General features: G+C 65.4%; 24 protein-coding genes, 4 tRNA genes and 1 pseudogene. 13 read left to right on the top strand and 16 right to left on the bottom strand.

Annotated elements, in window-relative coordinates; all coding sequences use genetic code 11:
- Positions 1-72: 72 nt before the first annotated feature.
- Positions 73-456 (top strand): annotated as a pseudogene (locus AWB95_RS21225) (DUF222 domain-containing protein); the annotation flags it as partial.
- Between the two features lie 64 nt (positions 457-520).
- On the opposite strand, the gene AWB95_RS21220 reads toward AWB95_RS21225, so the two are convergent.
- Both AWB95_RS21220 and AWB95_RS21215 read right to left on the bottom strand, forming a co-directional pair.
- Complete coding sequence (locus AWB95_RS21220; protein ID WP_062541162.1) at positions 521-1,171, bottom strand: UdgX family uracil-DNA binding protein; 651 nt, start codon at positions 1,169-1,171, stop codon at positions 521-523.
- 18 nt (positions 1,172-1,189) lie between these two features.
- Positions 1,190-1,750 carry a hemerythrin domain-containing protein gene (locus AWB95_RS21215; RefSeq protein WP_062541163.1) on the bottom strand — a complete coding sequence of 187 codons (561 nt, stop codon included), beginning with the start codon at positions 1,748-1,750 and terminating at the stop codon, positions 1,190-1,192.
- Positions 1,751-1,877: 127 nt separating this feature from the next.
- On the opposite strand from AWB95_RS21215, the gene AWB95_RS21210 reads away from it, so the two are divergent.
- Positions 1,878-2,915, top strand: coding sequence for a hypothetical protein (locus tag AWB95_RS21210; RefSeq protein WP_062541156.1), 1,038 nt, complete (start codon positions 1,878-1,880; stop codon positions 2,913-2,915).
- A 14-nt stretch (positions 2,916-2,929) separates the two neighbouring features.
- Positions 2,930-3,286, top strand: a complete 357-nt coding sequence (locus AWB95_RS21205; protein ID WP_062541157.1) for a hypothetical protein — start codon at positions 2,930-2,932, stop codon at positions 3,284-3,286.
- Here the strand turns inward: AWB95_RS21205 and AWB95_RS21200 are convergent.
- Genes AWB95_RS21200 through AWB95_RS21185 form a run of 4 tightly spaced genes read right to left on the bottom strand, consistent with a single transcriptional unit; the run spans position 3,283 to position 7,386 of the window.
- Positions 3,283-3,591, bottom strand: a complete 309-nt coding sequence (locus tag AWB95_RS21200; RefSeq protein WP_232315730.1) for a hypothetical protein — start codon at positions 3,589-3,591, stop codon at positions 3,283-3,285. The genes AWB95_RS21205 and AWB95_RS21200 overlap by 4 nt on opposite strands.
- Before the next feature lies 1 nt (position 3,592).
- Positions 3,593-5,083 carry a molybdopterin-dependent oxidoreductase gene (locus tag AWB95_RS21195; RefSeq protein ID WP_062541164.1) on the bottom strand — a complete coding sequence of 497 codons (1,491 nt, stop codon included), beginning with the start codon at positions 5,081-5,083 and terminating at the stop codon, positions 3,593-3,595.
- Positions 5,083-5,568 carry an oxidoreductase gene (locus tag AWB95_RS21190; RefSeq protein ID WP_232315731.1) on the bottom strand — a complete coding sequence of 162 codons (486 nt, stop codon included), beginning with the start codon at positions 5,566-5,568 and terminating at the stop codon, positions 5,083-5,085. The genes AWB95_RS21195 and AWB95_RS21190 overlap by 1 nt, the downstream gene beginning before the upstream one ends.
- A gap of 48 nt (positions 5,569-5,616) precedes the next feature.
- Complete coding sequence (locus AWB95_RS21185; RefSeq protein WP_062541160.1) at positions 5,617-7,386, bottom strand: glycoside hydrolase family 15 protein; 1,770 nt, start codon at positions 7,384-7,386, stop codon at positions 5,617-5,619.
- Positions 7,387-7,430: 44 nt separating this feature from the next.
- Between AWB95_RS21185 and AWB95_RS21180 the strand changes: the two genes are divergently transcribed.
- From AWB95_RS21180 to AWB95_RS21165, 4 genes are all read left to right on the top strand, one after another.
- Positions 7,431-8,543: an enolase C-terminal domain-like protein gene (locus tag AWB95_RS21180; protein ID WP_062541161.1), complete on the top strand. Its 1,113-nt coding sequence runs from the start codon at positions 7,431-7,433 to the stop codon at positions 8,541-8,543.
- A 133-nt stretch (positions 8,544-8,676) separates the two neighbouring features.
- Positions 8,677-10,401 (top strand): DUF7159 family protein, encoded by a 1,725-nt coding sequence (locus AWB95_RS21175; protein WP_085168610.1) that lies wholly within the window; start codon positions 8,677-8,679, stop codon positions 10,399-10,401.
- 42 nt (positions 10,402-10,443) lie between these two features.
- Positions 10,444-10,701 (top strand): ribbon-helix-helix domain-containing protein, encoded by a 258-nt coding sequence (locus tag AWB95_RS21170; protein WP_062539253.1) that lies wholly within the window; start codon positions 10,444-10,446, stop codon positions 10,699-10,701.
- Positions 10,698-11,087, top strand: coding sequence for a type II toxin-antitoxin system VapC family toxin (locus AWB95_RS21165; RefSeq protein ID WP_062539257.1), 390 nt, complete (start codon positions 10,698-10,700; stop codon positions 11,085-11,087). Before AWB95_RS21170 ends, AWB95_RS21165 begins: the two co-directional genes overlap by 4 nt.
- Before the next feature lie 18 nt (positions 11,088-11,105).
- On the opposite strand, the gene AWB95_RS21160 is transcribed toward AWB95_RS21165, so the two are convergent.
- Positions 11,106-11,180: transfer RNA gene (locus AWB95_RS21160), tRNA-Val, on the bottom strand.
- A 169-nt stretch (positions 11,181-11,349) separates the two neighbouring features.
- Here AWB95_RS21160 and AWB95_RS21155 point away from each other — a divergent pair.
- The 3 genes from AWB95_RS21155 to AWB95_RS21145 all read left to right on the top strand — a co-directional run bounded on the left by AWB95_RS21155 (position 11,350) and on the right by AWB95_RS21145 (position 11,613).
- Positions 11,350-11,422, top strand: a tRNA-Gly gene (locus AWB95_RS21155).
- Positions 11,423-11,451: 29 nt separating this feature from the next.
- A tRNA-Cys gene (locus AWB95_RS21150) sits at positions 11,452-11,525 on the top strand.
- A gap of 16 nt (positions 11,526-11,541) precedes the next feature.
- Positions 11,542-11,613, top strand: a tRNA-Val gene (locus tag AWB95_RS21145).
- Positions 11,614-11,712: 99 nt separating this feature from the next.
- On the opposite strand, the gene AWB95_RS21140 is transcribed toward AWB95_RS21145, so the two are convergent.
- Positions 11,713-11,943 (bottom strand): hypothetical protein, encoded by a 231-nt coding sequence (locus tag AWB95_RS21140; protein ID WP_139818532.1) that lies wholly within the window; start codon positions 11,941-11,943, stop codon positions 11,713-11,715.
- Between the two features lie 199 nt (positions 11,944-12,142).
- Between AWB95_RS21140 and AWB95_RS21135 the strand changes: the two genes are divergently transcribed.
- From AWB95_RS21135 to AWB95_RS21125, 3 genes are read left to right on the top strand one after another with little or no spacing between them, the layout of a single operon-like run.
- Entirely contained in the window at positions 12,143-12,973 is an 831-nt protein-coding gene (locus AWB95_RS21135) for a hypothetical protein (protein ID WP_062539251.1), read from the top strand.
- Entirely contained in the window at positions 12,970-14,208 is a 1,239-nt protein-coding gene (locus AWB95_RS21130; protein ID WP_198157762.1) for a hypothetical protein, read from the top strand. The genes AWB95_RS21135 and AWB95_RS21130 overlap by 4 nt, the downstream gene beginning before the upstream one ends.
- Entirely contained in the window at positions 14,205-14,501 is a 297-nt protein-coding gene (locus tag AWB95_RS21125; protein ID WP_062539250.1) for a hypothetical protein, read from the top strand. The genes AWB95_RS21130 and AWB95_RS21125 overlap by 4 nt, the downstream gene beginning before the upstream one ends.
- Positions 14,502-14,512: 11 nt before the next feature.
- On the opposite strand, the gene AWB95_RS24195 is transcribed toward AWB95_RS21125, so the two are convergent.
- The 8 genes from AWB95_RS24195 to AWB95_RS21085 all read right to left on the bottom strand — a co-directional run bounded on the left by AWB95_RS24195 (position 14,513) and on the right by AWB95_RS21085 (position 21,096).
- A complete protein-coding gene (locus AWB95_RS24195; protein ID WP_084707005.1) occupies positions 14,513-14,932 on the bottom strand; it encodes an EVE domain-containing protein in 420 nt (139 codons plus the stop codon).
- Positions 14,933-15,225: 293 nt separating this feature from the next.
- Positions 15,226-15,531 carry a P27 family phage terminase small subunit gene (locus tag AWB95_RS21115; RefSeq protein WP_062539249.1) on the bottom strand — a complete coding sequence of 102 codons (306 nt, stop codon included), beginning with the start codon at positions 15,529-15,531 and terminating at the stop codon, positions 15,226-15,228.
- Positions 15,531-15,755 carry a hypothetical protein gene (locus AWB95_RS21110; protein WP_062539248.1) on the bottom strand — a complete coding sequence of 75 codons (225 nt, stop codon included), beginning with the start codon at positions 15,753-15,755 and terminating at the stop codon, positions 15,531-15,533. The genes AWB95_RS21115 and AWB95_RS21110 overlap by 1 nt, the downstream gene beginning before the upstream one ends.
- A gap of 12 nt (positions 15,756-15,767) precedes the next feature.
- Entirely contained in the window at positions 15,768-16,538 is a 771-nt protein-coding gene (locus AWB95_RS21105) for a hypothetical protein (RefSeq protein WP_139818531.1), read from the bottom strand.
- 21 nt (positions 16,539-16,559) lie between these two features.
- A complete protein-coding gene (locus AWB95_RS21100) occupies positions 16,560-16,781 on the bottom strand; it encodes a hypothetical protein (RefSeq protein ID WP_062539246.1) in 222 nt (73 codons plus the stop codon).
- A 386-nt stretch (positions 16,782-17,167) separates the two neighbouring features.
- Positions 17,168-19,486: an AAA family ATPase gene (locus tag AWB95_RS23895; protein ID WP_238600946.1), complete on the bottom strand. Its 2,319-nt coding sequence runs from the start codon at positions 19,484-19,486 to the stop codon at positions 17,168-17,170.
- A 68-nt stretch (positions 19,487-19,554) separates the two neighbouring features.
- The gene (locus AWB95_RS21090) at positions 19,555-19,761 is read right to left on the bottom strand and encodes a helix-turn-helix domain-containing protein (RefSeq protein ID WP_084707004.1); all 207 of its coding nucleotides are present in this window, start codon (positions 19,759-19,761) and stop codon (positions 19,555-19,557) included.
- 210 nt (positions 19,762-19,971) lie between these two features.
- On the bottom strand, positions 19,972-21,096 hold the full coding sequence (locus AWB95_RS21085) for a tyrosine-type recombinase/integrase (RefSeq protein WP_085168608.1): 1,125 nt from the start codon (positions 21,094-21,096) through the stop codon (positions 19,972-19,974).
- Positions 21,097-21,102: the final 6 nt, after the last annotated feature.

Raw genomic sequence — 21,102 nt, 5'->3', positions numbered from 1 at the left:
CGGCGCCTCACACCCCGCGAGCCAGCCAACCCCGGCCCTCGCAACCGAATAGGAACAAAACTTGGGGTACTTCACTACTTGGCAATTTTCGATAAAGGCACAGCGCTGGCGCTGTATCACACCAAACGCCTCGCCTCACCCGCCCAAAGAATTGTGTTGTACGCCAAAGATCGCGGCTGCACCTTCCCCAACTGCCCGGTGCCCGGCTACCACTGCGAAGCCCACCACTGCACCCCGTATGCGAAATGCCGCACCACCGACGTCAACGACCTAGCGCTGGGCTGCGGCGGGCATCACCCGCTGGCCGAACAAGGCTGGACCACCCGCAAGAACGCGCGCGGCGACACCGAATGGATACCACCCCCACACCTCGACCACGGCCAACCCCGCACCAACAGATACCACCACCCCGAAAAACTCCTCCGCGACGACGACGAAGACGACGAAGATCCGTAGTGGCTCAACGTCTCCGGAGCACGGATGCCAACGCCCAGGTCGCACCCGCGCCCGCGACTCAGGGTCAAACAGCCGCCAAACCGCTGCGTGCACTGCGGAGGTCGTCGACGAACGACGCGTAGTTCTCCTGCCGGCGCTCGCTGCGATCTCGCACGATCGCCGACGGGTGAACGGTGGCCACCACGCGGGGCTCCGGCTCGACGTGCATGTCCAGATCGACAGGCAGGTGAAGCACTTCGCCGCGATGCGCGGTGACCCGGAACGCCGTGCCCAACAGCGACTGTGCAGCCGTTGCGCCGAGGCACACGATCACTTCCGGTCGCACCGCCTCGATCTCGCAGAGAAGCCACGGCTGGCACGCGACGACTTCGGTGCGGCTGGGCTTTTGATGTATCCGCCGTTTTCCTTGCTTTCTGGTGAACTTGAAGTGCTTGACGGCGTTGGTTTGATACGTCAGCTCCGGGTCGATGCCCGCGTCGTCCAGCGCACGCGCAAGCAGCCGTCCGGCCGGACCAACGAACGGTAGCCCCTCGACGTCCTCACGGTCCCCCGGCTGTTCACCGACCAGCATGATCGGCGCGTCCGGCCGACCGTGCCCGAAGACGGTCTGGGACGCGTCCTTGTATAGCGAGCAGCCGTGGCAGCTGCTTGCCGCCGCCGCAAGCGAATCCAGGCTTCGGTCGTCGGGCAGGTAAGGCGCCGCGCTGGTGGCCATGACCGTCACGGCGCGGGCTCAGCGTTTGCCGGTGATGGCGTCGCGCGCCCGGTCCAGCATCGCGGCGAACGGGCCGGCCACCAGGTTGGCCACCTGGGATTCCACCCCGGCGTGCGGCCGCGTCGGCGCGATCGCCTGGGCCAGCTTCGCGGCACGTCCCATCTTCTCGCGCTCCTCGCTGCTCAATTCCTTTTGCAGCTTGGCGAATTCCTGCTTCTCTTCCTGCTCGGCATGCTTGACGACGGCGTCGCGGAACTCGGCGAGTTGAGTGGCGAACTCCTGCGAAGCGACGTCGAGCTTTTCCAGCTTGGCGAGGACCTTCTTGGCGTCGTGCTCTTCTTCCAGTCGCGCCGCGACCACTTCCCTGCCGTTGGACAGCTTCCGCTTGGCCCGCGGGTGAACGATTTCCTCTTCGGTGGTTTCGTGCACGGCCAGCAGTCGCCGGAGCTTCACGAACGGCTCCTTGCGGTCCTTGCCGGCGGCGTTGAGCGTCTCGGAGAAGAGTTCCTTGATCTGCTCGTGTTGGCTGACGAGGAACTCGACGACATCCGTCGGTGTCTTGGCGGCAGGCGCTGCCATGATTTCCTCCTGCATCATCTGGATTTGCGCGACGGGCTGTTGTGCGCGCGACCAACGGCTACCCGACGCCCCGGCCCGCGAAACGCAAGAGGTGTAACGGCGCGGTTGCCGGGGTACTGCATCGAACGTGGTAACCGGATTGCGGCGCTGGTGTGCCGCCACAGCTGTCGGCGCCGTCGTCGTCGCGGGCTGTTCGTCGCCCAGCCAGCCGGAGGCCGCACCCGAGGTGACCCTGATTCCCGTCGGCGCGGCCCTGCACAGTCCGGTGTGGTCGTATCGCACGCGTACCCTGCTCGGGCTCACCGACGACCACCGCCTGGCCAAGGTCAGCGGCGCCGAGAACCCGGACACGGCGCACACCACCCTGTCCGGACCGCTGGACGCCGGGCGCAACCTGCAGATCAGCCAGCGCAACGATCGGCATGTCTTCGTGCCGCAGCCGCGGCGCGGTGCCGTCGCCGTCGTCGACATCGCCACTTTGCAGTCCGTCGATCACTTCGACGCCGGCCCGGCGCCCGACTACCTCTCCGAAGATGCCGGCATGCGCATCTTGCTCGCGCTCTCGGCGGACGGATCCACGGTGACCCCGGTGGAGCAGTACGGCTACCGCGCGCTGCCCGCCGCCACGATCGAACACGCTGATTCGATCGACGGGTCCAACCGGGGACGGGAAATCGACTACCACGTGTACGGGCCATCGGGAATCCGCTACTACAAAGGACCCTCGTCACCGCCGAAGGAGCGCGGCACGCTGGCCATGGATGTCGCCGTATCGGCGGGCAACAACACGAAGGTGACTCGCACGTATGTCGCCGACCATGACCACGGTGTGCTTTACGCGGTTGACTCTCTCCGTGGCGGCGAAGGGTTGGGAGTGGCCGGCCGCGCGCAACTGCCGTCGTCTCCGATTCGCTACCTCGGTACCGATGACACCCGGATCTACGCGGCCACCGACCGGCAATTGGTGACGCTCGAGACGGCCAGCTTCGGCGGCTACCCCAACGACACCATGCACGTGATCCACGTGGTGGATTACCGCGCGAATCTGCCTGCGGGTCAAGCGAAATCGGCACCACTGTCCGGGATGGCAGTCGGACCACACCGGGTGTTCCTCACCCTGCGCGGCGCCAACTACGTAGTCGGCGTCGCCAAGCCGCACCTGTGAACACGGGAGGACCGATGACCACGCCGATCGGCATCGACGACGACTTCCAGCTGATCAACGAGCAGATCCGGGCGCTCAAGGAACTCGGCGCGAAAAACGAACTGGCCGAGGGCGAAAGCTACGACTTCTCCATCCGGTGGGGCGCGACGCTGGCCGGGCGGTTTCGCCGGCTGGTGCAGTACAGCGCGCAGGGCATCCTCAGCGAGGCCGACGAACGCCGGTTCCAGTCGCTGTGCGACGAGCTGCGCGGGCTATCGGAGCTGATCGGTCGATTCGACCTGGCGCAACCATGTTGGCGAGCAGCAGACGCAAAAGTCCCCGACACGCGGGGGAAACGGGGACTTTTGCGTCTGCTCGGCCGAACAAACTAGGCGCCACGGGGCCACTCGACGGTCCAGCTCGCGGCGCGGGCGTCGGCTGCGTCGCGAACGAGAAAATCCCTCTCCCGCAGCTTGATTCCGGTTCGCGGCTTGGCGCAGTCCGGGTTGCGGCATGTCAACGCCACCATGTAGGCGTCGTCGTCCTCGTCAAGGAACAGGAAGCCGAGATAGAGCGCGTTGCCGACATCGAATTCTGTTGCGCCACAAGCCTCGCAGTGCCCGCCCTTGGCAATGACCTGCTCCAGCACCTTCTCGCATTCGATGGGTTCCAGCCGGATCAACTCGCGGCGCGTCATGTCAGATCTCCACATCCTTGTCGTAATGGATGTTGTCCTCACGCCAGCCGCCCAAACCCATCCCGATCCCGCGATGGTCGTCCACGAGCTCGATCTGGTTGATCCACTTGGCCATCTTGAAGCCGACCTGCGTCTCCACCCGCAACCGCAACGGCGCGCCGTGCTTGATCGGCAACGGCTGGCCGTTCATCTCGTAGGCCAAAATGGTCTGCGGCTTGTAGGCCAGTTCCAGATCCATCACCTCGTAGAACTGGCCCAGCCCGTCGGAGCTGGGCTCGTCGCGACTGTTGTCCTGCATGGTGAGGAAACAGATGTAGCGTGCCTGCGGCAGCGGTTTGACCTCTTCGAGCAGCCGGCTCAGGTGCAGCCCGCTCCATTGGCCGATGCTGGTCCAGCCCTGCACGCAGTTGTGCATGACCCGCTGCGTCTCCGGTTCGGCCAGCGCGCGCAGCGCGTCCAGGTCCAGGGTCACCGGTTTTTCGACGAGGCCGCCGACCCGCAGTCGCCAGTCGACGAAGTTGTGTACCGCCATCACCTTGTACTCGTTCGAGCATGGCGGTTTGCCGTTGACGCGGTGTTCCCTGGAGAGCTTGCTCACCGGATAGTTCTGCCGGGAATCCAACGGCCGCAACAGCATCAGCTTGACGCGGGTGTTGACCGCCCCCAGCACCTTGTGCACTTGTACCGGGCGTTTCAGGCTCCATGCCGTCGCGGCGACGTGGACGGCGACGATCGCGCCGATGATCACGAACGACAAGAACGTGGCCCAGTTGATGTTACGGACCGAGCCGAAGATCATCGCGGCGGTGAGCTGGCCCCAGCCCCAGAAGAAGATCATCGACAGGTGGATCACGATGAAGACCAGGAAGGCGACCAGCCCGAAGAAATGTAGGCTCCGCGCCCATTGCCGTCCGCCCCACATCTGGACGTACCAGGGGAACCGGGCCTCGACCGCCGGTGATTGCGCGGCGCCGGTGAGGATCTGGAACGGCGCAAGCAGAAAAATGACACTGGCGTACGCGAGCTTTTGGATGGCATCCAGCGGTTCGCCGGGCAGCAGCGGGGGCAGGTTGAACGTCATGTAGGCGACGATGTCGTTCCAGGCCTCGGGGAAGATCGACCACGAATAGGGCCAGTACCGATGCCATTGGCCGGTGGCGAACAACAGGATGTAGTAGGACAGGCCGACAAGGATCCATCCGATCACCGCGAAAAAGTGCCAGTGCCGGCCCATGCCCAGCTTCTTGTGGCCGGGCAAGGCGACGATCGAGCTGTAATGCTCCTCCTCGTCGAGGGTGTCGTACAGCTTGTCCGTAGGCATCTCCTTGGTGGTAAAACGCGCCCACTCGGTGCCCGGCTTGCTGTCGTCGTGCCAATACAGCTTGGGGTGGGTACCGAGGATCTCGATCCCGCTGCGCAACAGCAACGTCAGGAACAGCACGTTGAGCCAGTGGTCGATCCGCAGCCAGACCGGGTAGTCGAACGTCGTCATCAGTCGCACCAGTTCTGTCGTTGGGGATAGGCCACATTGATGCCCAGCAGCACCGACATGTGCACCACGACGAAGCCCAGCGCGCACGCGCCCGCCCAGGTGCCCGGCGCGACGTCCCAACGGCCGGTCAAGGCCACCAGGCCCGGCACGCTGACGGTCCGGCTGGCCAGATACAGGCCGAGGAAGACCACGGCAACCAGGTCCCCAAGCAGCCAACCCAGCTGCGGTACACGAGGATTCACGCCAACCCACATGGCGCCGGCGGCCAGCACGCAGCCCGCGATCAGCAGGACGACATAGACGACGAAGTAGACCGGCACCCCCGTCGCTCGACTCAAGACATACACGTGCGTCACGACGATGCCCAGCAGCAACAGGCCGCCCAGCGCGGTCACCGTCCGCGGCAGGTCGAAGGCCACCCAGCCGCCCAGTCGCAGGATCTGATACAGCCGGCTGCGTTCCCACAGGCGCACAACAAGACCCACGGCGGCTACGTACCCCGGCGAGCCTCGGGGCAAACCATCGCCGCCGGTCTATCGGGATATTCCGGTGCCGGTTCCGACGTGCGGTCGGCAGGAATCAGCGAGCCGATGCGCGGTCTCGAACAGCAGCGCGTGCACGAATGCCTGCGGTAGGTTGCCCCGCAACTGCCGCTGCGACACGTCGAATTCCTCGGTGAAGAGCCCGGGCGGGCCGCAGGCGGTGCGGTTGCGCTCGAACCACCGGACAGCGGCCAGTTCGTTGCCCTGCTGATGGTCGGCCAGCGCCATCAAAAATCCGCACAGCAAGAAGGCGCCCTCGGCTTCGCCGAGTGGGCGTTCGTCGGGGCGGAACCGGTACACGAAGCCGTGCCGGCCCAGTTCGGTGCGTACCGCCTCGACCGTGGCGATGCTGCGCGGATCGTTGGCCGGCAGTGCGCCGCGGATCGACGGCGTCAGAAGCGCGGCGTCGATGCGCGAATCATCCGGTGCGCGTTGCCATCTGCCATTCGGGTGCAGGCAATCGGAGTCGGTGTCGGTGATCAACTGGTCGGCCAGCCGCTGCCATTGGGCGCCCTGCCGGGTGGGCGCCACCTCCCCGATGCCCCGCAGTCCGGCTGCGCAGATCAGCCGGGAGTGCGCCCAGCGCCGGTCGTCGACTTCCCAAATCCCCGCGTCGGGCTCGCGCCACCGCTTCTCGATCGCGTCGACAAGTGTCTCCGCCGCCCGCCAGTGCTGGCCGTCGAGGCGGTCCAGGCGGGCTGCCGCCGCAAATAGCAGCAACGCCTCGCCGAACGCGTCGAGCTGGAACTGGTCGGTCACCCAGTTGCCGGTCTTGACCGCGCCGCCGGGATAGCCCGGCAGGTCAAGGTCCTGTTCATCGGGCGGCGCATCACCGGTGACGCAGTAGGCCGGCTTCAAGCCGGGCCCGTCGGCCAGGACACGCTCGCTGACGAAGCGCACCGCGTCGTCGAGCAACGGGCGGGCGCCGGCCGCGGCGACCGCCTGTCCGGCATAGCATTGGTCGCGGATCCAGCAGTAGCGGTAGTCGTAGTTGCGGCCTTGTTCGGCCCGCTCCGGCAGCGACATCGTCGCCGCGGCCACCATCCCGCCGCCGCTGCTGGTCAGTCCTTGCAGCACCGCATAGGCGGTTGTTGCGTCGTCGTCGGCCAGGCTGCCGGAAACCTCCGGAACCGCCTGCGCCCAAGCGCTTTCGGTGTTGCGCCAGGCGTCGTTGGGGCGCACCGCGTCCGCGGGCAATTCGCGATCGGATAGCTCCAGCACCAGATCGTGGTCGTGTCCGGGAACGACGTGCACGATCGCGTGCAGCGACCCGTCGTCGCCGCGCTGTGCGTCGGCCGCCCCGGCCCACCGGAATCGGTGGGGGCCGGAGCGCCCGGTCCAGACCCGGTCGTGCAGGGCGAGGTCACCCATTCGCTCGGCGCCGAACTCCGCGCGGATGTCGAGCGCGATCCGCATCCGCATCGGCTTGTCGAGCGCCCGGATGCGCCGCAGCACCACCGCGGTGTGCGGGTCGCCCGGGAAGGCCAGCGCCTCCCGGCATTCGACGATCCCGTCGGTGGTCACCCATCGCGACCGCCAAATCAGCGACCCCTTCTCGTAGTACCCGCCCCAGACGTACCGCGGGTGATCCGGCGCGACCGCGTACCCGCCGCCCCCGCCCAGCAGCGACGCGAACACCGCGGGACTGTCCCAGCGCGGCAAGCACATCCAGCAGCAGTCGCCGCGCGGTCCAACGACGATGCCGCGCTCGCCGTCGGCAAGCAATGCGTACTCGCGCAACACGTGCGGGGTGACGTCCATCGGTGTCGGGCATACCCGGTTTGCGTTGCGGGTAGTCACCCGGCATGACTGTGCGTGCCGCCTCCGCGATAGCCGTCGAATCCGTCGACGTCTCGGCCTACTCCATTCCCACCGATGCGCCGGAAGCCGACGGGACGCTGGCGTGGGATTCGACCACCTTCGTGCTGGTGAGTGTGCGTGCCGGCGGCCAGGTAGGGACCGGCTACACCTATGGCGGCACCGCAGTCGCGACCGTCGTGGCTTCCAAGCTGTCCGACGTCATCAAAGAGGGTGACGCGTTGCAGCCGCCGGCCCGGTGGGCCGACATGCAGCACGCGGTGCGCAACCTGGGCAAGCCCGGCGTGGTGGCCTGCGCGATCTCGGCGGTCGACATCGCGTTGTGGGACTTGCGGGCACGCCTTTTGGACGAGCCGCTAGTGGTGGCGCTCGGCGCGGTGCATGACGCGACACCGGTCTACGGCAGCGGCGGGTTCACCTCGTACGACAACGACATGTTGCGCGCACAGCTGTGCGGCTGGGTCGGGGCCGGCATTCCGCGGGTCAAGATGAAGGTGGGCAGCAACCCGGACGCCGACATCGGCCGGGTTCAGGCCGCCCGCTCGGCCATTGGCGACGACGTCGAGCTCTTTGTCGACGCCAACGGCGCCTATAACCGCAAACAGGCGCTTCTGTGGGCGCGGCGCTTTGCCGAGTACGACGTGCGGTGGTTCGAAGAGCCGGTGAGCTCCGACGATCTCGACGGCCTACACCAGTTGTGCGAGCAGGGCCCGCCCGGAATGGACATCGCGGCGGGTGAATACGGTTATCACTTACCGTATTTCCATCAAATGCTGGCCGCCGGCGCGGTGGACTGCTTGCAGGCCGATGTCACCCGCGCGCTGGGGATCACCGGTGTGCTCAAGGTTTCCGCGCTGTGCGACGCGCGCGGTATGGACTTGTCGCTGCATTGCGCGCCGCAGATCAGTGGCCAGGTCGGCACGGCCATCTGGCATCTGCGCCACCTCGAGTACTTCCACGATCACGTGCGGATCGAAGGGCTGGCGTTCGACGGCACGATCGATCCCGAGCCGGGCGGCTTGCTACGGCCGGATCGGAGCGCGCCCGGCCACGGGCTGACCGTCAAACAGGCTGATCTGGAACAGTTCCGGGTGGCCTGAAATTCACAGCTGGCGCTAATTTTGGCGTTGTAACGTCGAATACTGTTAGACCGACAAACTATGTGAGTAGCGGCCCGCGCGGTGCACTCCTCCGCACAGACCGGCTTTGGTAGCACAAGACGTTGGAGGAGAAATGGACATCGTACTCGGGGTATCGATGGCTCCCAAGACGATTCGCATGGTGCTGGTCGAGGGCGAAGACGCCGACGGCGTCACGGTCGAAGAAGACAACATCGACACCGCCCACAGCGCTCCGGATCAGGTGATCGCGGCGATCCTCGGCACGCGCGAAGGCGCCACCGAAGGCGGCTACCAGTTGAGGTCGACCGGGGTGACGTGGACCGACCCGGTTGATGCCGCCGCGCTGCGTGACGCGCTGGCGGCCCGCAAGATAGAGAACGTTATGCTGGTGTCGGCGTTTTTGGCCGCGGCGGCGCTGACCCAAACCGTTGGCCAGGCAATGGGTTACGAGCACACGGCGATGTTGTTCGTCGAGCCCGAGACTGCAACGCTGGCCGTCGTCGACGCCTCCGACGGCTCGGTCACCGACGTGCGTCGCCGCCCGCTGCGCAGCGACGACGTGGCGGGAGAGCTGGCGGCGATGGCCGCCGACCTGGATGGCCTGGAGACCCGCCCCGAGGGTCTGTTCCTGGTGGGCTGCGGCATCGATGTCGCACCGATCAAGCCCGCGCTGGAGGCGACGACCTGGCTGCCGGTGAGTGCGCCGGAGGACCCTGCGTCGGCGTTGGCTCGCGGTGCGGCGCTGGCGTCGGCGAATGCGCCGTTGTTCGCGTCGTCGACGGCGGCGCTGGCGTACGCGCAGGATCCCGGCACTGGTGTCGTGGACCCCTACTATTTCGAGACGCTCTCAGACGGCGGGTCGGACGATGTCGCGTACAGCGCCGTCGCCGATGACGACGCAGATGCCGACACCACTGTTCTTCCGGTCGACCAGGCCCGTCAGCGGCGCAGGCCGTTGTTGTTGGTCGGCAGCATGTTGGCCGTCGTCTTCGTTACCGCGGCGCTGGCGTTGGAAATCGCGCTGGCGCTGGGGATTCGCCCGACCGTCGCATTGCTGCCTGCCCCGGTACAAAGGCTGATCGAGCCGACTGAGTCGGCGCCCGCGCCGCCGCCGGCAGCTTCGGTGTCGGAGCCGCAGCCGCCAGCGGCCCACATGGCTGCGCCGGCGCCGCAGCCCGCGCAGGTCCATGCCGTCGCGCCGCCGGAGCCGCTCGCGGTGCCCGCGCCACCTGTGCTTGCTGCGCCTGCGCCGGTTCCGCCTCCTGCAGCGCCGGCGCCCGCACCTGTCCCGGTACCCGTGCCGATCCGGATCCCGGTTCCCGCGCCGGTCCAGGCACCGCTTCCCCAGCTTCCGATCAACCTGCCGGTTCCCCAGCCGCCTGCGCAGCACCCGACGCCACCGGTACACGTACCGACTCCCCCGGTTCGCCAGCCATCGCCACCGGTGCACGTGCCGACGCCCCCGGTGCAGCAGCCAACGCCACCAATACATCTGCCGACGCCACCGGTACAGGATCCAACCCCGCCTGTGCACTTGCCGACGCCGCCTGTGCAGGACCCGACGCCCCCGTGGAAGCTGCCGAGCTCACCAATACACGCTCCTACGCCACCGGTTCAGGATCCGACGCCGCCGATACACCTGCCGACGCCCATTCAGATGCCTGAGCCCCAGCCGCCGGTGAACATGCCAGCACCCAAGCCTCCGTTGCACCTGTCGATTCCGCAGCTACCCCAGATGCCGGCACCCGCAGCGCCACAGGCTCCGGCCATGCCGTCGCCGGCTCTGCCGCAGATGCCCTCGATGCCGCACTTCAGCATTCCGTCGTTCAAGTTCTGACGAGCGCCATTGGCGCTATCAATGCGGTGTATGTTGTGATGTATGAAGCGCACGAACATCTACCTCGATGAAGCGCAGACGGCAAGCCTCGACAAGCTTGCCGAACAGCAAGGGGTGTCGCGTGCCGAGCTCATCCGCCAACTACTGAACCGGGCTCTCAACAACGCCGACGACGACTTGGCGTCGGACCTCGCAGCAATCAACGATTCGTTCGGAGCGCTTCGCGACGTCGAGGAGCCCGCACGCGGCCCCAGCGGCCGAGAGGAGCACCTCGACCGGGTGTGGCGCAGCACATCGTGATCCTTGTCGACACCGACGTACTGATCGCCCATTTGCGGGGAGTCGCGGGAGCCCGGGACTGGCTGATCAAAACCCGCAAGGATGGAACTCTCGCAATCAGCGTGGTGTCAATCGCCGAATTAATCGGAGGGATGAGAAGTGCCGAGCGGCGTGACGTGTGGCGCCTGCTCGCGTCTTTTCACGTGGAGCCCGCGACCGAAATCATCGCGCGCCGCGCAGGCGATCTGATGCGCCGATACCGCAGAAGCCACAACGCCATCGGACTCGGCGACTATCTCATCGCAGCAACCGCCGACGTGCAGGGCCTCGAGTTGGCAACACTCAACGTGCGTCATTTCCCGATGTTCGAACAACTGAAGCCACCGTTTGCGGCGCCACGTAGGTGACGGCCGACTCGAGACGGTTGGTGGTCCCGACTGGGATCGAACCAGCGACCTTCCGCGTGTGAGGCGGACGCTCTCCCGCTGAGCTACAGGACCGGTGCCGAAAGGCGAACGAGGTCGAAGATTAGCACGTGGCGGGGTTTCCGGAGAACGCGCTGCTCCTGCGCGCGGTAAGGCGCGCCGCGCTCTGCCGAGAAATTTGTGCCGCCCGCTTGGGTGGACTATCGTCGTGCTTCGCGACGGGCGACGATCTCGTCCGTGGCTCGCGGATGTAGCGCAGTTGGTAGCGCATCACCTTGCCAAGGTGAGGGTCGCGGGTTCGAATCCCGTCATCCGCTCGGAAGGTGCAAGTGGCATCAACCCCAGCGGTGGAGTGGCCGAGTGGTGAGGCAACGGCCTGCAAAGCCGTGCACACGGGTTCGATTCCCGTCTCCACCTCCATTTCTTTTTGACCCGGGCGCGGTTAGCTCAGCGGGAGAGCGCTTCCCTGACACGGAAGAGGTCGCTGGTTCAATCCCAGTACCGCGCACAGCGTTTACGCAGCTAGTAGCTGCTTTTTAGATCGTATGCCACGGCCCGTGCACAATACGTGCACAACTCTGAGCTACCCTTCACGCTGTCCAGGGAGCTAATCCGGAAAATCGCCAGGTCGCTCCGTGAAGAGAAGAGAACCATCTTCGCGGGTGGTCGAGATGGTGATGTTGTCGAACTGAGCATGCAAAGCGTCAGCCACGCGCTCGGACGCGACGATCGCGAACTCTTCGGCGGCCTCCGCCTCGGACACGTCCTCCACCTTCGCCCAGGTAGCGAGATCGACGTCATGCACCGTCACCGTGAACTTCACCTTGCTGTCGCTCATCGCACCTTCCACTGGAAGTCCCGTAGGGTTCGCAACGTTGTCGCACACTGCGAACAACATGCACGAGTATTGCAGTGCGGCCTGACGACCCCGATGTGGTACCGGGCTGACCCTACGGCGGCGACCTCGCCACAGGGCCTGAGGCGAAACCATAGCCGCGCCTCCGAAGGCTCCGGCCTAAGCCGCGATAATTTGAGGCATGGCTGTCGACGAACCTGCAAGGGACGAGACGTACCGCGAGCTTCTCCTGACTCCCCTGTGGAAGTGTGCCGACTACCTCCCGAAGATGGGGGCCGCGGACGCCGTCGATCTTGACGGGTTCAAGCTGCTTTACGGGTCTGATCCCCTCTATCACTGGATGGGATTCGATTCCGACTTGATGTTTGCGGCGCACAAAGCCGCAGGTGGTATGACGTCGGTGTATCGCCAACTCGGAATTGGCTGTGAGCGACTGTTCCGACAGGTGTTGCGCGACGAGCTAGGCCTGACGGCCGATCAAGTCACCTGGTCCTATGAGGTGCTTTCAGAGCAGGACGAAGAAGTCGTCGCAGGCGGCAAGGCCGCAAAAGCACGCATCCTCAGCCTGGATGGCCGCGTCGAGAGTGCTGACATCGAGGCTCGCGACCGGCAGCAGCGATTCCGCGATTGGATGCGCGCCCAGCAACGTGCGCTCAACATCACGGTTGACCTCAAGGGCGCTGTGTTCGAGGTCCGGCAAGGCTATAAGTCGGCGGACTCGAAGCGCCAGAACGCGGACCTAGCAAATGCCAGCCAGGCACTAGGCCACGGTTACCTACCGGGATTAGTCATCATGTCGAGCCAGATCAACCAGGTTGTGTACGAGCGGTACAAGATCGGGAACTGGGCGGTGCTGCTCGGCGTCTTAGGACTAGACGACCCGTTGAAGAGCACGTTCGACTTCTTGCGCGAAGTCATCGGCTATGACCTCGTAGCATTCTTCGAACGCAACTCGCCGAAGCTTCGAGCTGAAGTCGAGACGATCCTGCGCAAGCTATTGGAGGCTAAGTGACCGTGTCCCACACCAACCGGAACGAGCACCTGACGTTCAGGGCCAACATGGGGATAGGTCGTCACGGCTGGCTGCGGCTCACTCCGGCGTACTCGATGCAGCTAGTCCGAGATCGCGTTGCACATTTGCCGAAGGGCGCGGTTGTAACCGATCCGTTCTCAGGGACCGGGACTACACCGTTGGCTGCAGCTGAGCACGGTCTGCTCGGCCAATCGATCGACATTAACCCATTCCTCATCTGGCTGGGTCGGACGAAAACCGCTCACTATTCGGACGCCAACGTTGGCGAGGCTCCGAGCTACGTGAAGAAGGTCGTGCGCGGCGCATACAAGCTGTTGAATGAAACGGAACTATGGCAACCCAACCTGTTCAAGATTGAAAGGTGGTGGGACAGCAGCACGTTACGGGCTTTGAAGGCTATTCGGCAGGCGATCGATTCGGCTGGAGGCAACCCACAACTGAGCGACCTAATGAACATTGCGCTCTGTCGTACACTCATCAGCTCAAGCAATGCCGCATTCAACCATCAATCGATGTCGTTCAAGCCAACCGATGACGCGCTAAGCCTGATCGACATTGACAAAGCTGCGTTAACGATCAACCTCTTTGAGCGGGAAGCAAAGGACGTAACGTCCACCGCTGCTTTCGATTTGCTAGGTTCGGCCACTATCAAGAGCGGCGATTCTCGGCATGAGTTTGATGGACTCGAGCCGTGTGACCTTCTTCTGACCTCACCGCCCTACGTTAACCGCATGTCGTACATCCGAGAACTCCGCCCGTACATGTACTGGCTACGTTTTCTCGACATCGCCTCAGACGCGGGCGAACTGGACTGGAAGGCAATCGGCGGTACGTGGGGGACGGCAACTTCGAATCTCAACACCTGGCGCCCCTCCGAGACCGGAACCCCTGTCGACGAGGAGATGGACAGTGTCCGAGAGCTAATCGCGCGGGACGGCGGCAAGAACGGCCCCTTGCTAAGCAACTACGTTGGTAAGTACTTCCACGACATGTGGGAACACTTTCAGGCGGCTTACAAGCATGTGAAGCCGGGCGGTTCAGTTTCTTACATCGTCGGCAACAGCACCTTTTACGGTCACCTGGTTCCGGCGGAACGCTGGTACGGGAACATGTTGCGAGAGGCTGGCTTCGACAAGATCGAGATAACCACCATTCGTAAGCGAAACTCGAACAAGCGCCTCTATGAGTTTGACGTCGAGGCGGTAAGACCATGAGCGAGCTGATACGAAGCACCAACGACGAGGCCGTTCAACTGCGAGTTGAACCGGACGGCCAGTTCGTCGTCCTAGTGGCGGGCGACATCATCTTTGCAACCAGAGTTCGGTCGGCCGCTGATATCTACTACGAGGAAGAAGCGGAAAAGCGCCGATCGCAATCCCCAAAGCGGCAGCGGTTGGCGAAAGAACGCGCACACTTCGACATGCAGGCCGTACGGTCAGACTCCTTCGCGCGCAGATCAGCGCATCAGCAAAAGAAGGGCGGCAAGGGAGGTCGTGGCGGCGTCTGAAGCCACCGCGTTTACTGGGTACTTGCTGTCAGAGCAGCGCTAATGTTGTCGCCCGCCTCGTCGCCAATAGGCACCAGTCCGAACCTCAGCGAATTACTCGACAATCCGGTTACTTCCTGCCGATCTTTCACAAAGGCTAGCCGGTACGGCGTTGATGTCTCTTGCACGACGGCAATCGGGATCACCGCGGAGAAACGGCTTAGTCCGCCTGGCCATGGCGCTTCGTCCTTGCTCACCGGCACGCGCGGGGGCCCGGTGACCCTCGCTTCTGCGATGAAACCCGCACGAGTCCGCCAAATGAATAGTCGATCGCCCGCCTTGACACTTCGGACTCGGAATGTGTACTTCGGGACTCCCCACAAACCGACAGCCTTGCATCGATCCCAGTTATGGGGCTCGCTGATTGAGATGGCTCCGACGAAAGTGGCCACCTTGGGACGCTACCCTAAGCTGACGCACTTTCGCCCAGAGGCGTTACGACGGTTAGATTAGCGACCGTCCCACGGTTCATCTGGGGTGTAGGCCGCCTCCTCAAACTCACGCTGATCATCCCCAGTGGGCCACGTCCCACCGGCGGCGACCCATGCCGCGCGCGCCGCACACCACGCCTCATGTGCCCGTGTCGGTCCCCATGGGTCTCCGTTGGTCCCTGGCAGCGTCCAGCGGTCCAGGTCAAACAAGACCAGCTCGCGCGGCGGCACGCTCGACGCGGGCACCTTTCGCTTCATGACGCGGCGACCTCAACCTCCCCCACGACGCCTTTCGGGAGACCGAGTGCACTCATGATCTTCGCCAGCACTAGGCGCTGCTGCCGCGCCTCAACCACCGCGGGATGCACGCGAACACCCTGACTTGATTCGACAACAGCTCCGTTTGCGTCGACTTCGGCCTGCAAATCGTCGAGTTGGTCGACAGTTCGGCACGCCTCGCGCAGGAGCATCGCCTCATGATCGTCGAGGTCAAAGTCCCTAGTCACAGACCGCCACAGCCGTTTACCGGCAGCGCGTAGCCCACGGGGTGTAGTCGTCATCAGAGCTCCTCAAGGGTCAAATGTTGGGCCGGCTCGGGAATAGATATCGGCATATGCCGCTGAGAGGCGGCGGGGCGTCGAGGGGGTCCGCCCCCAGGGGGTGCCAGCGCCGAGCCCGCCGCGTCACGCTGCGCGACGAGGCTCGGCGGCTGGTGCGACAACACGTCGATGGTTGTGCGCGCGGAAAGGAGGAAACGCGCGTCGAGTTCGTCGTCGCCATTCATGTGTCGCTACTTTCAGCGCGCGAATGCTTGCGCGGCCGCGTTTTGGGTCCGCCGGACCGCGGCGTTCTCGTCGGCTTTTGCTTTGTCTCTTTCGAATATTGGACGAGCTGCGTCGAGTGCTTGATCTCTTGTCGGAAACCAAAGCTCGTTTTCTTGCTCGATCAAGCCGTCGAGGCAACGCTCGGCTGGCGTCGCGCCGCGGCCGGGCTTGTCGGGATCGCGCCAGCGTGAGCAGTCGACATGTCCAAGCGTCATCTTGTCGAAACCGCCGCTGAGGAAGTCGTCGCGCAGATCGTAGAGCACTTCGAGTTCAGTTGCGGCTGCGTCGGTTCCGGCGACGAGCTGCGCGCCTTTGTGGTTGCCGTCGCGCACCAACTGCATTACATCAGTTGTTGGCAGTTGGGCGACAGCTTCGAGGTGCTCGATTTGCTTGTGCGCCAATGCTGCGAGCTGCGCGAAAATCGTGTCGTGCTCGGCGCGGATGGCGGACATGACGGCGACCGCGGCGTCGAGGATCGCCTGCCGGTGCTCGGCGGCCAGCCGGGAGTGCCCTAGCTCGGCGAGGACCAGGCGGTCGAGGGTGTCCTGGTCGGCGGCGTCGAGGATCGCCCGCCGGATCGCGTCGGTTGGCGGTTCGGCGGGGCGGCTGTTCTCGATGCGGGCGAGGGTGGCGGCCGCCGCGGTGACGGTGTCGGGTAGGTCGATGTTGCGGTCGGCGAGCTGTTTAAGGACGGGGTGCACGTTGTATAGAGCGTTTTCGCGGGGGCTGTTCCAAGATTGCATGTTGTTGTGTCCCTTCGTGGTTTAGCGGCCGTTGGCGTAGCGGCGTAGGGCGGCCGCGGCGGCTTCTTTGCTTGGTTTCTTGCCGCGCACATTGGCACCCATCTCGCGGCGCAGGGCGGCGGCGGCGCGGGCCTTCGGGTCGGCGGGTTCCTCGGGTGGCCGTACGCGGGCGATGAGAGCGTCAAAGTCGGCTTCCGGCATGTCGGCGAGCTGCTGCTCGACTTCGGGGTCTAGTTCAGTCACCTTGTGTACCTATCTGTTTCGCATACTCTCGGACGGTTAGGGCAGGAAACACTAGGCGGCCGCCGACGAGGTGCCCGTCGAGGTCGCCGCGGTGGCGTTGGACTCGCCGGGGGTGCCAGTTGAGCACCTGGGCGGCTAAGCGTGTTCCGATCCACTCCTCCGATTCTTCTGCAGGGCCCGTGTTTTGGTGTCGCGGTGGCGACATGGCGCATCTGTATGCGATTTCCAAGTGCTGTCGCGCGGTTATCACCGGATGTGGCACAGGCGCCCCGGCCGCAGCGCGGGCACGCTGGACGGCTGCCAAGCCATATATCGCGGCGCGTAATTCTTCGCGTGACAATTCGACGGTCACGTCCGGTACCAGTGGGGAGCGGTGGCGATGTCAGTCACGGGGTAGTTCTTCCTCTTGCGTGATTGGGGGTCAAGGGCTTGCATCCGAGATGAGCGTCTACCTGCCCGGCGGCCATCAGCTCACCGCAGGTTGTGCAGGTCGGAGACTGCTGCGCCGCAGCGTATTTCCCACGTCCGGCTTTGGCGATGTGGCCGCCGTCGGCCAGTCTGCGCAGGTACTTCCCGGCGGTGTCGTTGTCGATGCCGAGCTTGGCTGCGACCTCGGCGGGCGAGACCGGCTCGGCCGAGGCCGCTACGACCGCCAGCACCTCTATGCTGCGATCACCTAAATTGCCTGCCTGGCGGCGCTTCTCGGCTGCCTCGGCAGCAGCCGCCAGGCTGCCGCCATCGAGGCGCCAGAGCACGCCGTGCACGGCGGTCAACGCATACTCGGCTTCAACGATGTCGCGGCCGGTGACAGACAGCGTCGCCTCGGTCGAATGCCGCTGCCGCGCAAGTACGGCGACGAAATCGGCCGCCCCGGCGATACCGTTCGTGCCGCTCACCGCGTCGACGAAATCGTTTGACTCGGCTTTACGTGAGTGATGCACCACGAGCAGCGACGAGCCCGGTACTTCGTCGACAAGCGTTTTGAGCTTGCTGCCGATCGCGTAATCAACCTGATACGAGTCCTCACCGGCCCGCTTCGGCGGTTTCACTTTGCCGAGGGTGTCGAGGATGACGAACGGTTTAGCCGCGGTGTACCGGCGCAGAAACTCGGCGATCATCGCCAGCGCCTCGTCTGGCGTCGCCTTGACGATGACGTGCACGTCCTTCGGGATCGGCTGGCCGTCGCCCATGATGCGCCGGAAACGGCTCTGTAGGCGGCGGTGCCCATCTTCGAGCGCCAGGTACAGCACGGGGCGCTGATCGACGGCCAGCGCGCCGAGCGCCAGACCGCGCGCGGCGGCGGCCAGCGCGAGGTCGGCGACTAACCAACTCTTACCGGCCTTCGGGGGGCCGACGATGATGCCGAGGCCCTCGGACACGAGACCCGGCACGGTGTACTCAAGCGGCGGGAACTCTTGCGCGTCGAGCCATGCGCCGTCAACCATCCCGCCGAGCACGTCCGATGTATCAGTGTCCGAAGTGGCCGAAGTGTCCGAATCCCAGTGTGTGGCGCCTGTTGTTCCGGGCGCGGGGCCGGAAGCAGTGTCCGGATGCCCGCCGGGCCCCGGCGATGCTGAGCTGGGGGTTTGCATAGTTTCGGACACTTCGGACACGTCGGACACACACCTATCGCCGTTCGGGTAACTGTGGAAGTGTTTGACGCCGCCCAGCTCGCCGAGCACCTGGACGGCGGACTTGGCGGCGGCCAGGTCGCGGCCGTAGTCGAGGGCGCCCTCCACCTCGAACCGCTTGACCGGGCGGGCGTCGCCGGGACGGTCGCACAGCTCAGCAAACCGGCGGCGCAGTGCGTCGACGGCTTCGCGGTGCTGCTGGTCGGTGAGGCAGCCGTTACGCCAAGCGGCGGCGATCCGCACGGCCTGCGACACCAGCCACGGGTGCCGCGCCGCCGGATTGTCGGTGCCCCAGCCTTTGACCATTGCCGAGACGTAGTCGCAGCACGGCCGGTCGGCGTACTGCCAGCCGCCGGGGTCGGATACGGGCTCGAGGCCGCCGGCCGGGCGGTCGGTGTCGTATTCGGCGATGCCCAGCTCGTCGAGCACCTCGCCGACGTGGGCGACCGTGAGCGGGCCGCCGCTACCGGGCTCGACTGTGACGACCACCGGCGGGGTGGTCTTGTTGTTAGGCGTGTCAGGCACGCGCAAGATGCGCGGCAGGTCGAACACCGAATCGGCGTGGGCGCCGTGATTCTTGGCGACCAGCTTCACGAAACGCCCCCAGCGGCGCAGCAGCGCGGCCAGTTCGCCGCGGCCATGCTCGGACACTGCGCCATGCTCGATCGGCCAGTATGGGTGACACCCGTTGCCGCTGAACACGATTGCCGACGGGCCCGTGCCGAGCAGCCCGGCCAGCGCGCTGATGATTGCATTGGCGCCGTCGGGCCCGCCGGTGTGTTTGAAGTCGATATCAGCCCACAAAGCTGACAGGCGGGTTACGTCCTGCGCGGTGCCGTTAGTGCCGCAGCGGGCGGGCCCGGCGACGGGGCACACACCGAACCATGTGTCGGCATCCGCGGGCACATGCTCGGCGAGATACCGGGCGGCGTCGAGCACCTGGACGATGGCGGCCACGACGGGGCCGCCGGGCCGCTGATAGGTGATGGACACGTGCTCGGCGCTGGTGTAGTTGAGACGGTCGAGCAGGTCCGTGAATGACGCGGTGCGCAGCTCGCGAACTTCGAGGGTCATTTAGGGCGGTGCTTTCTTGTCAGGGTTGACCAGGCACCTGGTGTTTGGATAGCTCAGAACACCGGGGGTTACCCGGCGCCGCCGGTGATTGGCTCGATTAGCCGGTCCAGTTCGCGCATGTCGACCTTGACGAGGCGGGGGCCGATGCGGTAGCCGGTGAGGCGCCCGGCCGCGACCCAGCGGCGAACGGTGCAGGGGTGCACCCCGGCGTGTTGGGCAGCCTCTCGGAGCGGCAGAAGTTCTTGCAAGAGTGTTGAATCGGGCAGTGCGGTCACGGGGCTCTCTCTCCTAGGCAGTTCGCGTTGTGCGTCTAATGCTCACCGATGCACCGAGCAAGACAATGTGAGACAACACGCTGTATCGGCGTGTCGCAGTCCGAAACCGTATGCCTAGCAGCAGTTTTCCGACTTTCGGGAAACGGCGGGGTGTTTGCCGATTTCGGAAAGAATCCCGTTGCGGGGCAGCCTGATTCGAGCCGCGGCGCGCTAACCCTGGCCGGTGGCGAGCTTCGACAGCAGCTCGGCAATGGCCTTGTCGCGGCCCTGCGCGGCGTGCTGGTAGCGCATCGCGGCCGCCGGGGTGGAGTGACCCAGCCGGGCCATAAGGTCGGCCAGCGTGGCGCCGGTGGCGGCCGCCAGCACCGCGCCCGAGTGGCGTAGGTCGTGGAACCTGAGATCGTCGCGCCCGGCGGCCGCACGGGCTCGGTACCAATGCCTATTGAGCGTCGACGGGGCCAGGTGGCCGCCGTGGTCGGCGGGGAACAGCAGCCCGTCACGCCCGCGGGCCGCGTGCTTCGACAGGTGGGCCTCGATCAGCGGCACGATGTGCGGCGGGATCGCAACGTCGCGCACACCGGCGTCGCTCTTGGGTGTGGTGATGCTGTAGGCGCCGCCGACGCGCACCGCGGCCCGGCGTACGCGGATCACACCGGCGTCGAGGTCGAGGTCGTGGCGGCGCAGCTCGACCAGCTCGCCGAACCGCAGCGCGCACCAGCCCGCCAGGGTCACCAGCAACTGCAGGCGGCCAGGCATCGCCGCAGTCAACGCGGTCAGCTCCTCGACGGTGGCGGGCTGGATCTTGTGCACGCGGCTAGCGCGCCCGGCGCCGATGATCCGACACGGGTTTGCCTCGATCAGCTCGTCGTGCACCGCGCTGCCCAGGATGGTGCGCAGCAGGCTGTAGGCGTGGCTGCGCAGCGTCGGCCGGTCGACGAGGGTCCGGCCGTGCCAGTCTCGGACGTGTTGGGGTCGGATCGCTGCGAGCTGCCGATCACCGAACACCGGCAGCAGATGCTCGTCGAGGATCTTCTGATAGTGGGCTCGGGTGCGGGCCTTGAGGGGTCGACCGGCCACCATCCTGTTCGCCAGCCAGGCGGCCGAGTAGGCGGCGAACGTGCCGCCCTTGGCGCGCTGGGCCTCGTCGACGGCCGCGCTCCACAGCTCGGCGTCGATCTCCTTGCGTTTGGCGATCAGCCATGCCTCGGCGTCCATGCGGGCGGCGAAGGTTCGCGGGGCCGGGCGGCGCACGCCGTCGGGGCCGGTGTACATCACTTGAAAGCGTTTCGAGGGAAGGCGCCGGATGGTCCCGAATGATCGCTTCTCACGTGACATGCAGCG

The sequence above is a fragment of the Mycobacterium celatum genome, from assembly GCF_002101595.1.
Lineage (GTDB): Bacteria > Actinomycetota > Actinomycetes > Mycobacteriales > Mycobacteriaceae > Mycobacterium > Mycobacterium celatum.
The sequence above is the reverse complement of the archived record's forward strand: the minus strand, read 5'-3'. Positions and strand labels throughout refer to the sequence as shown.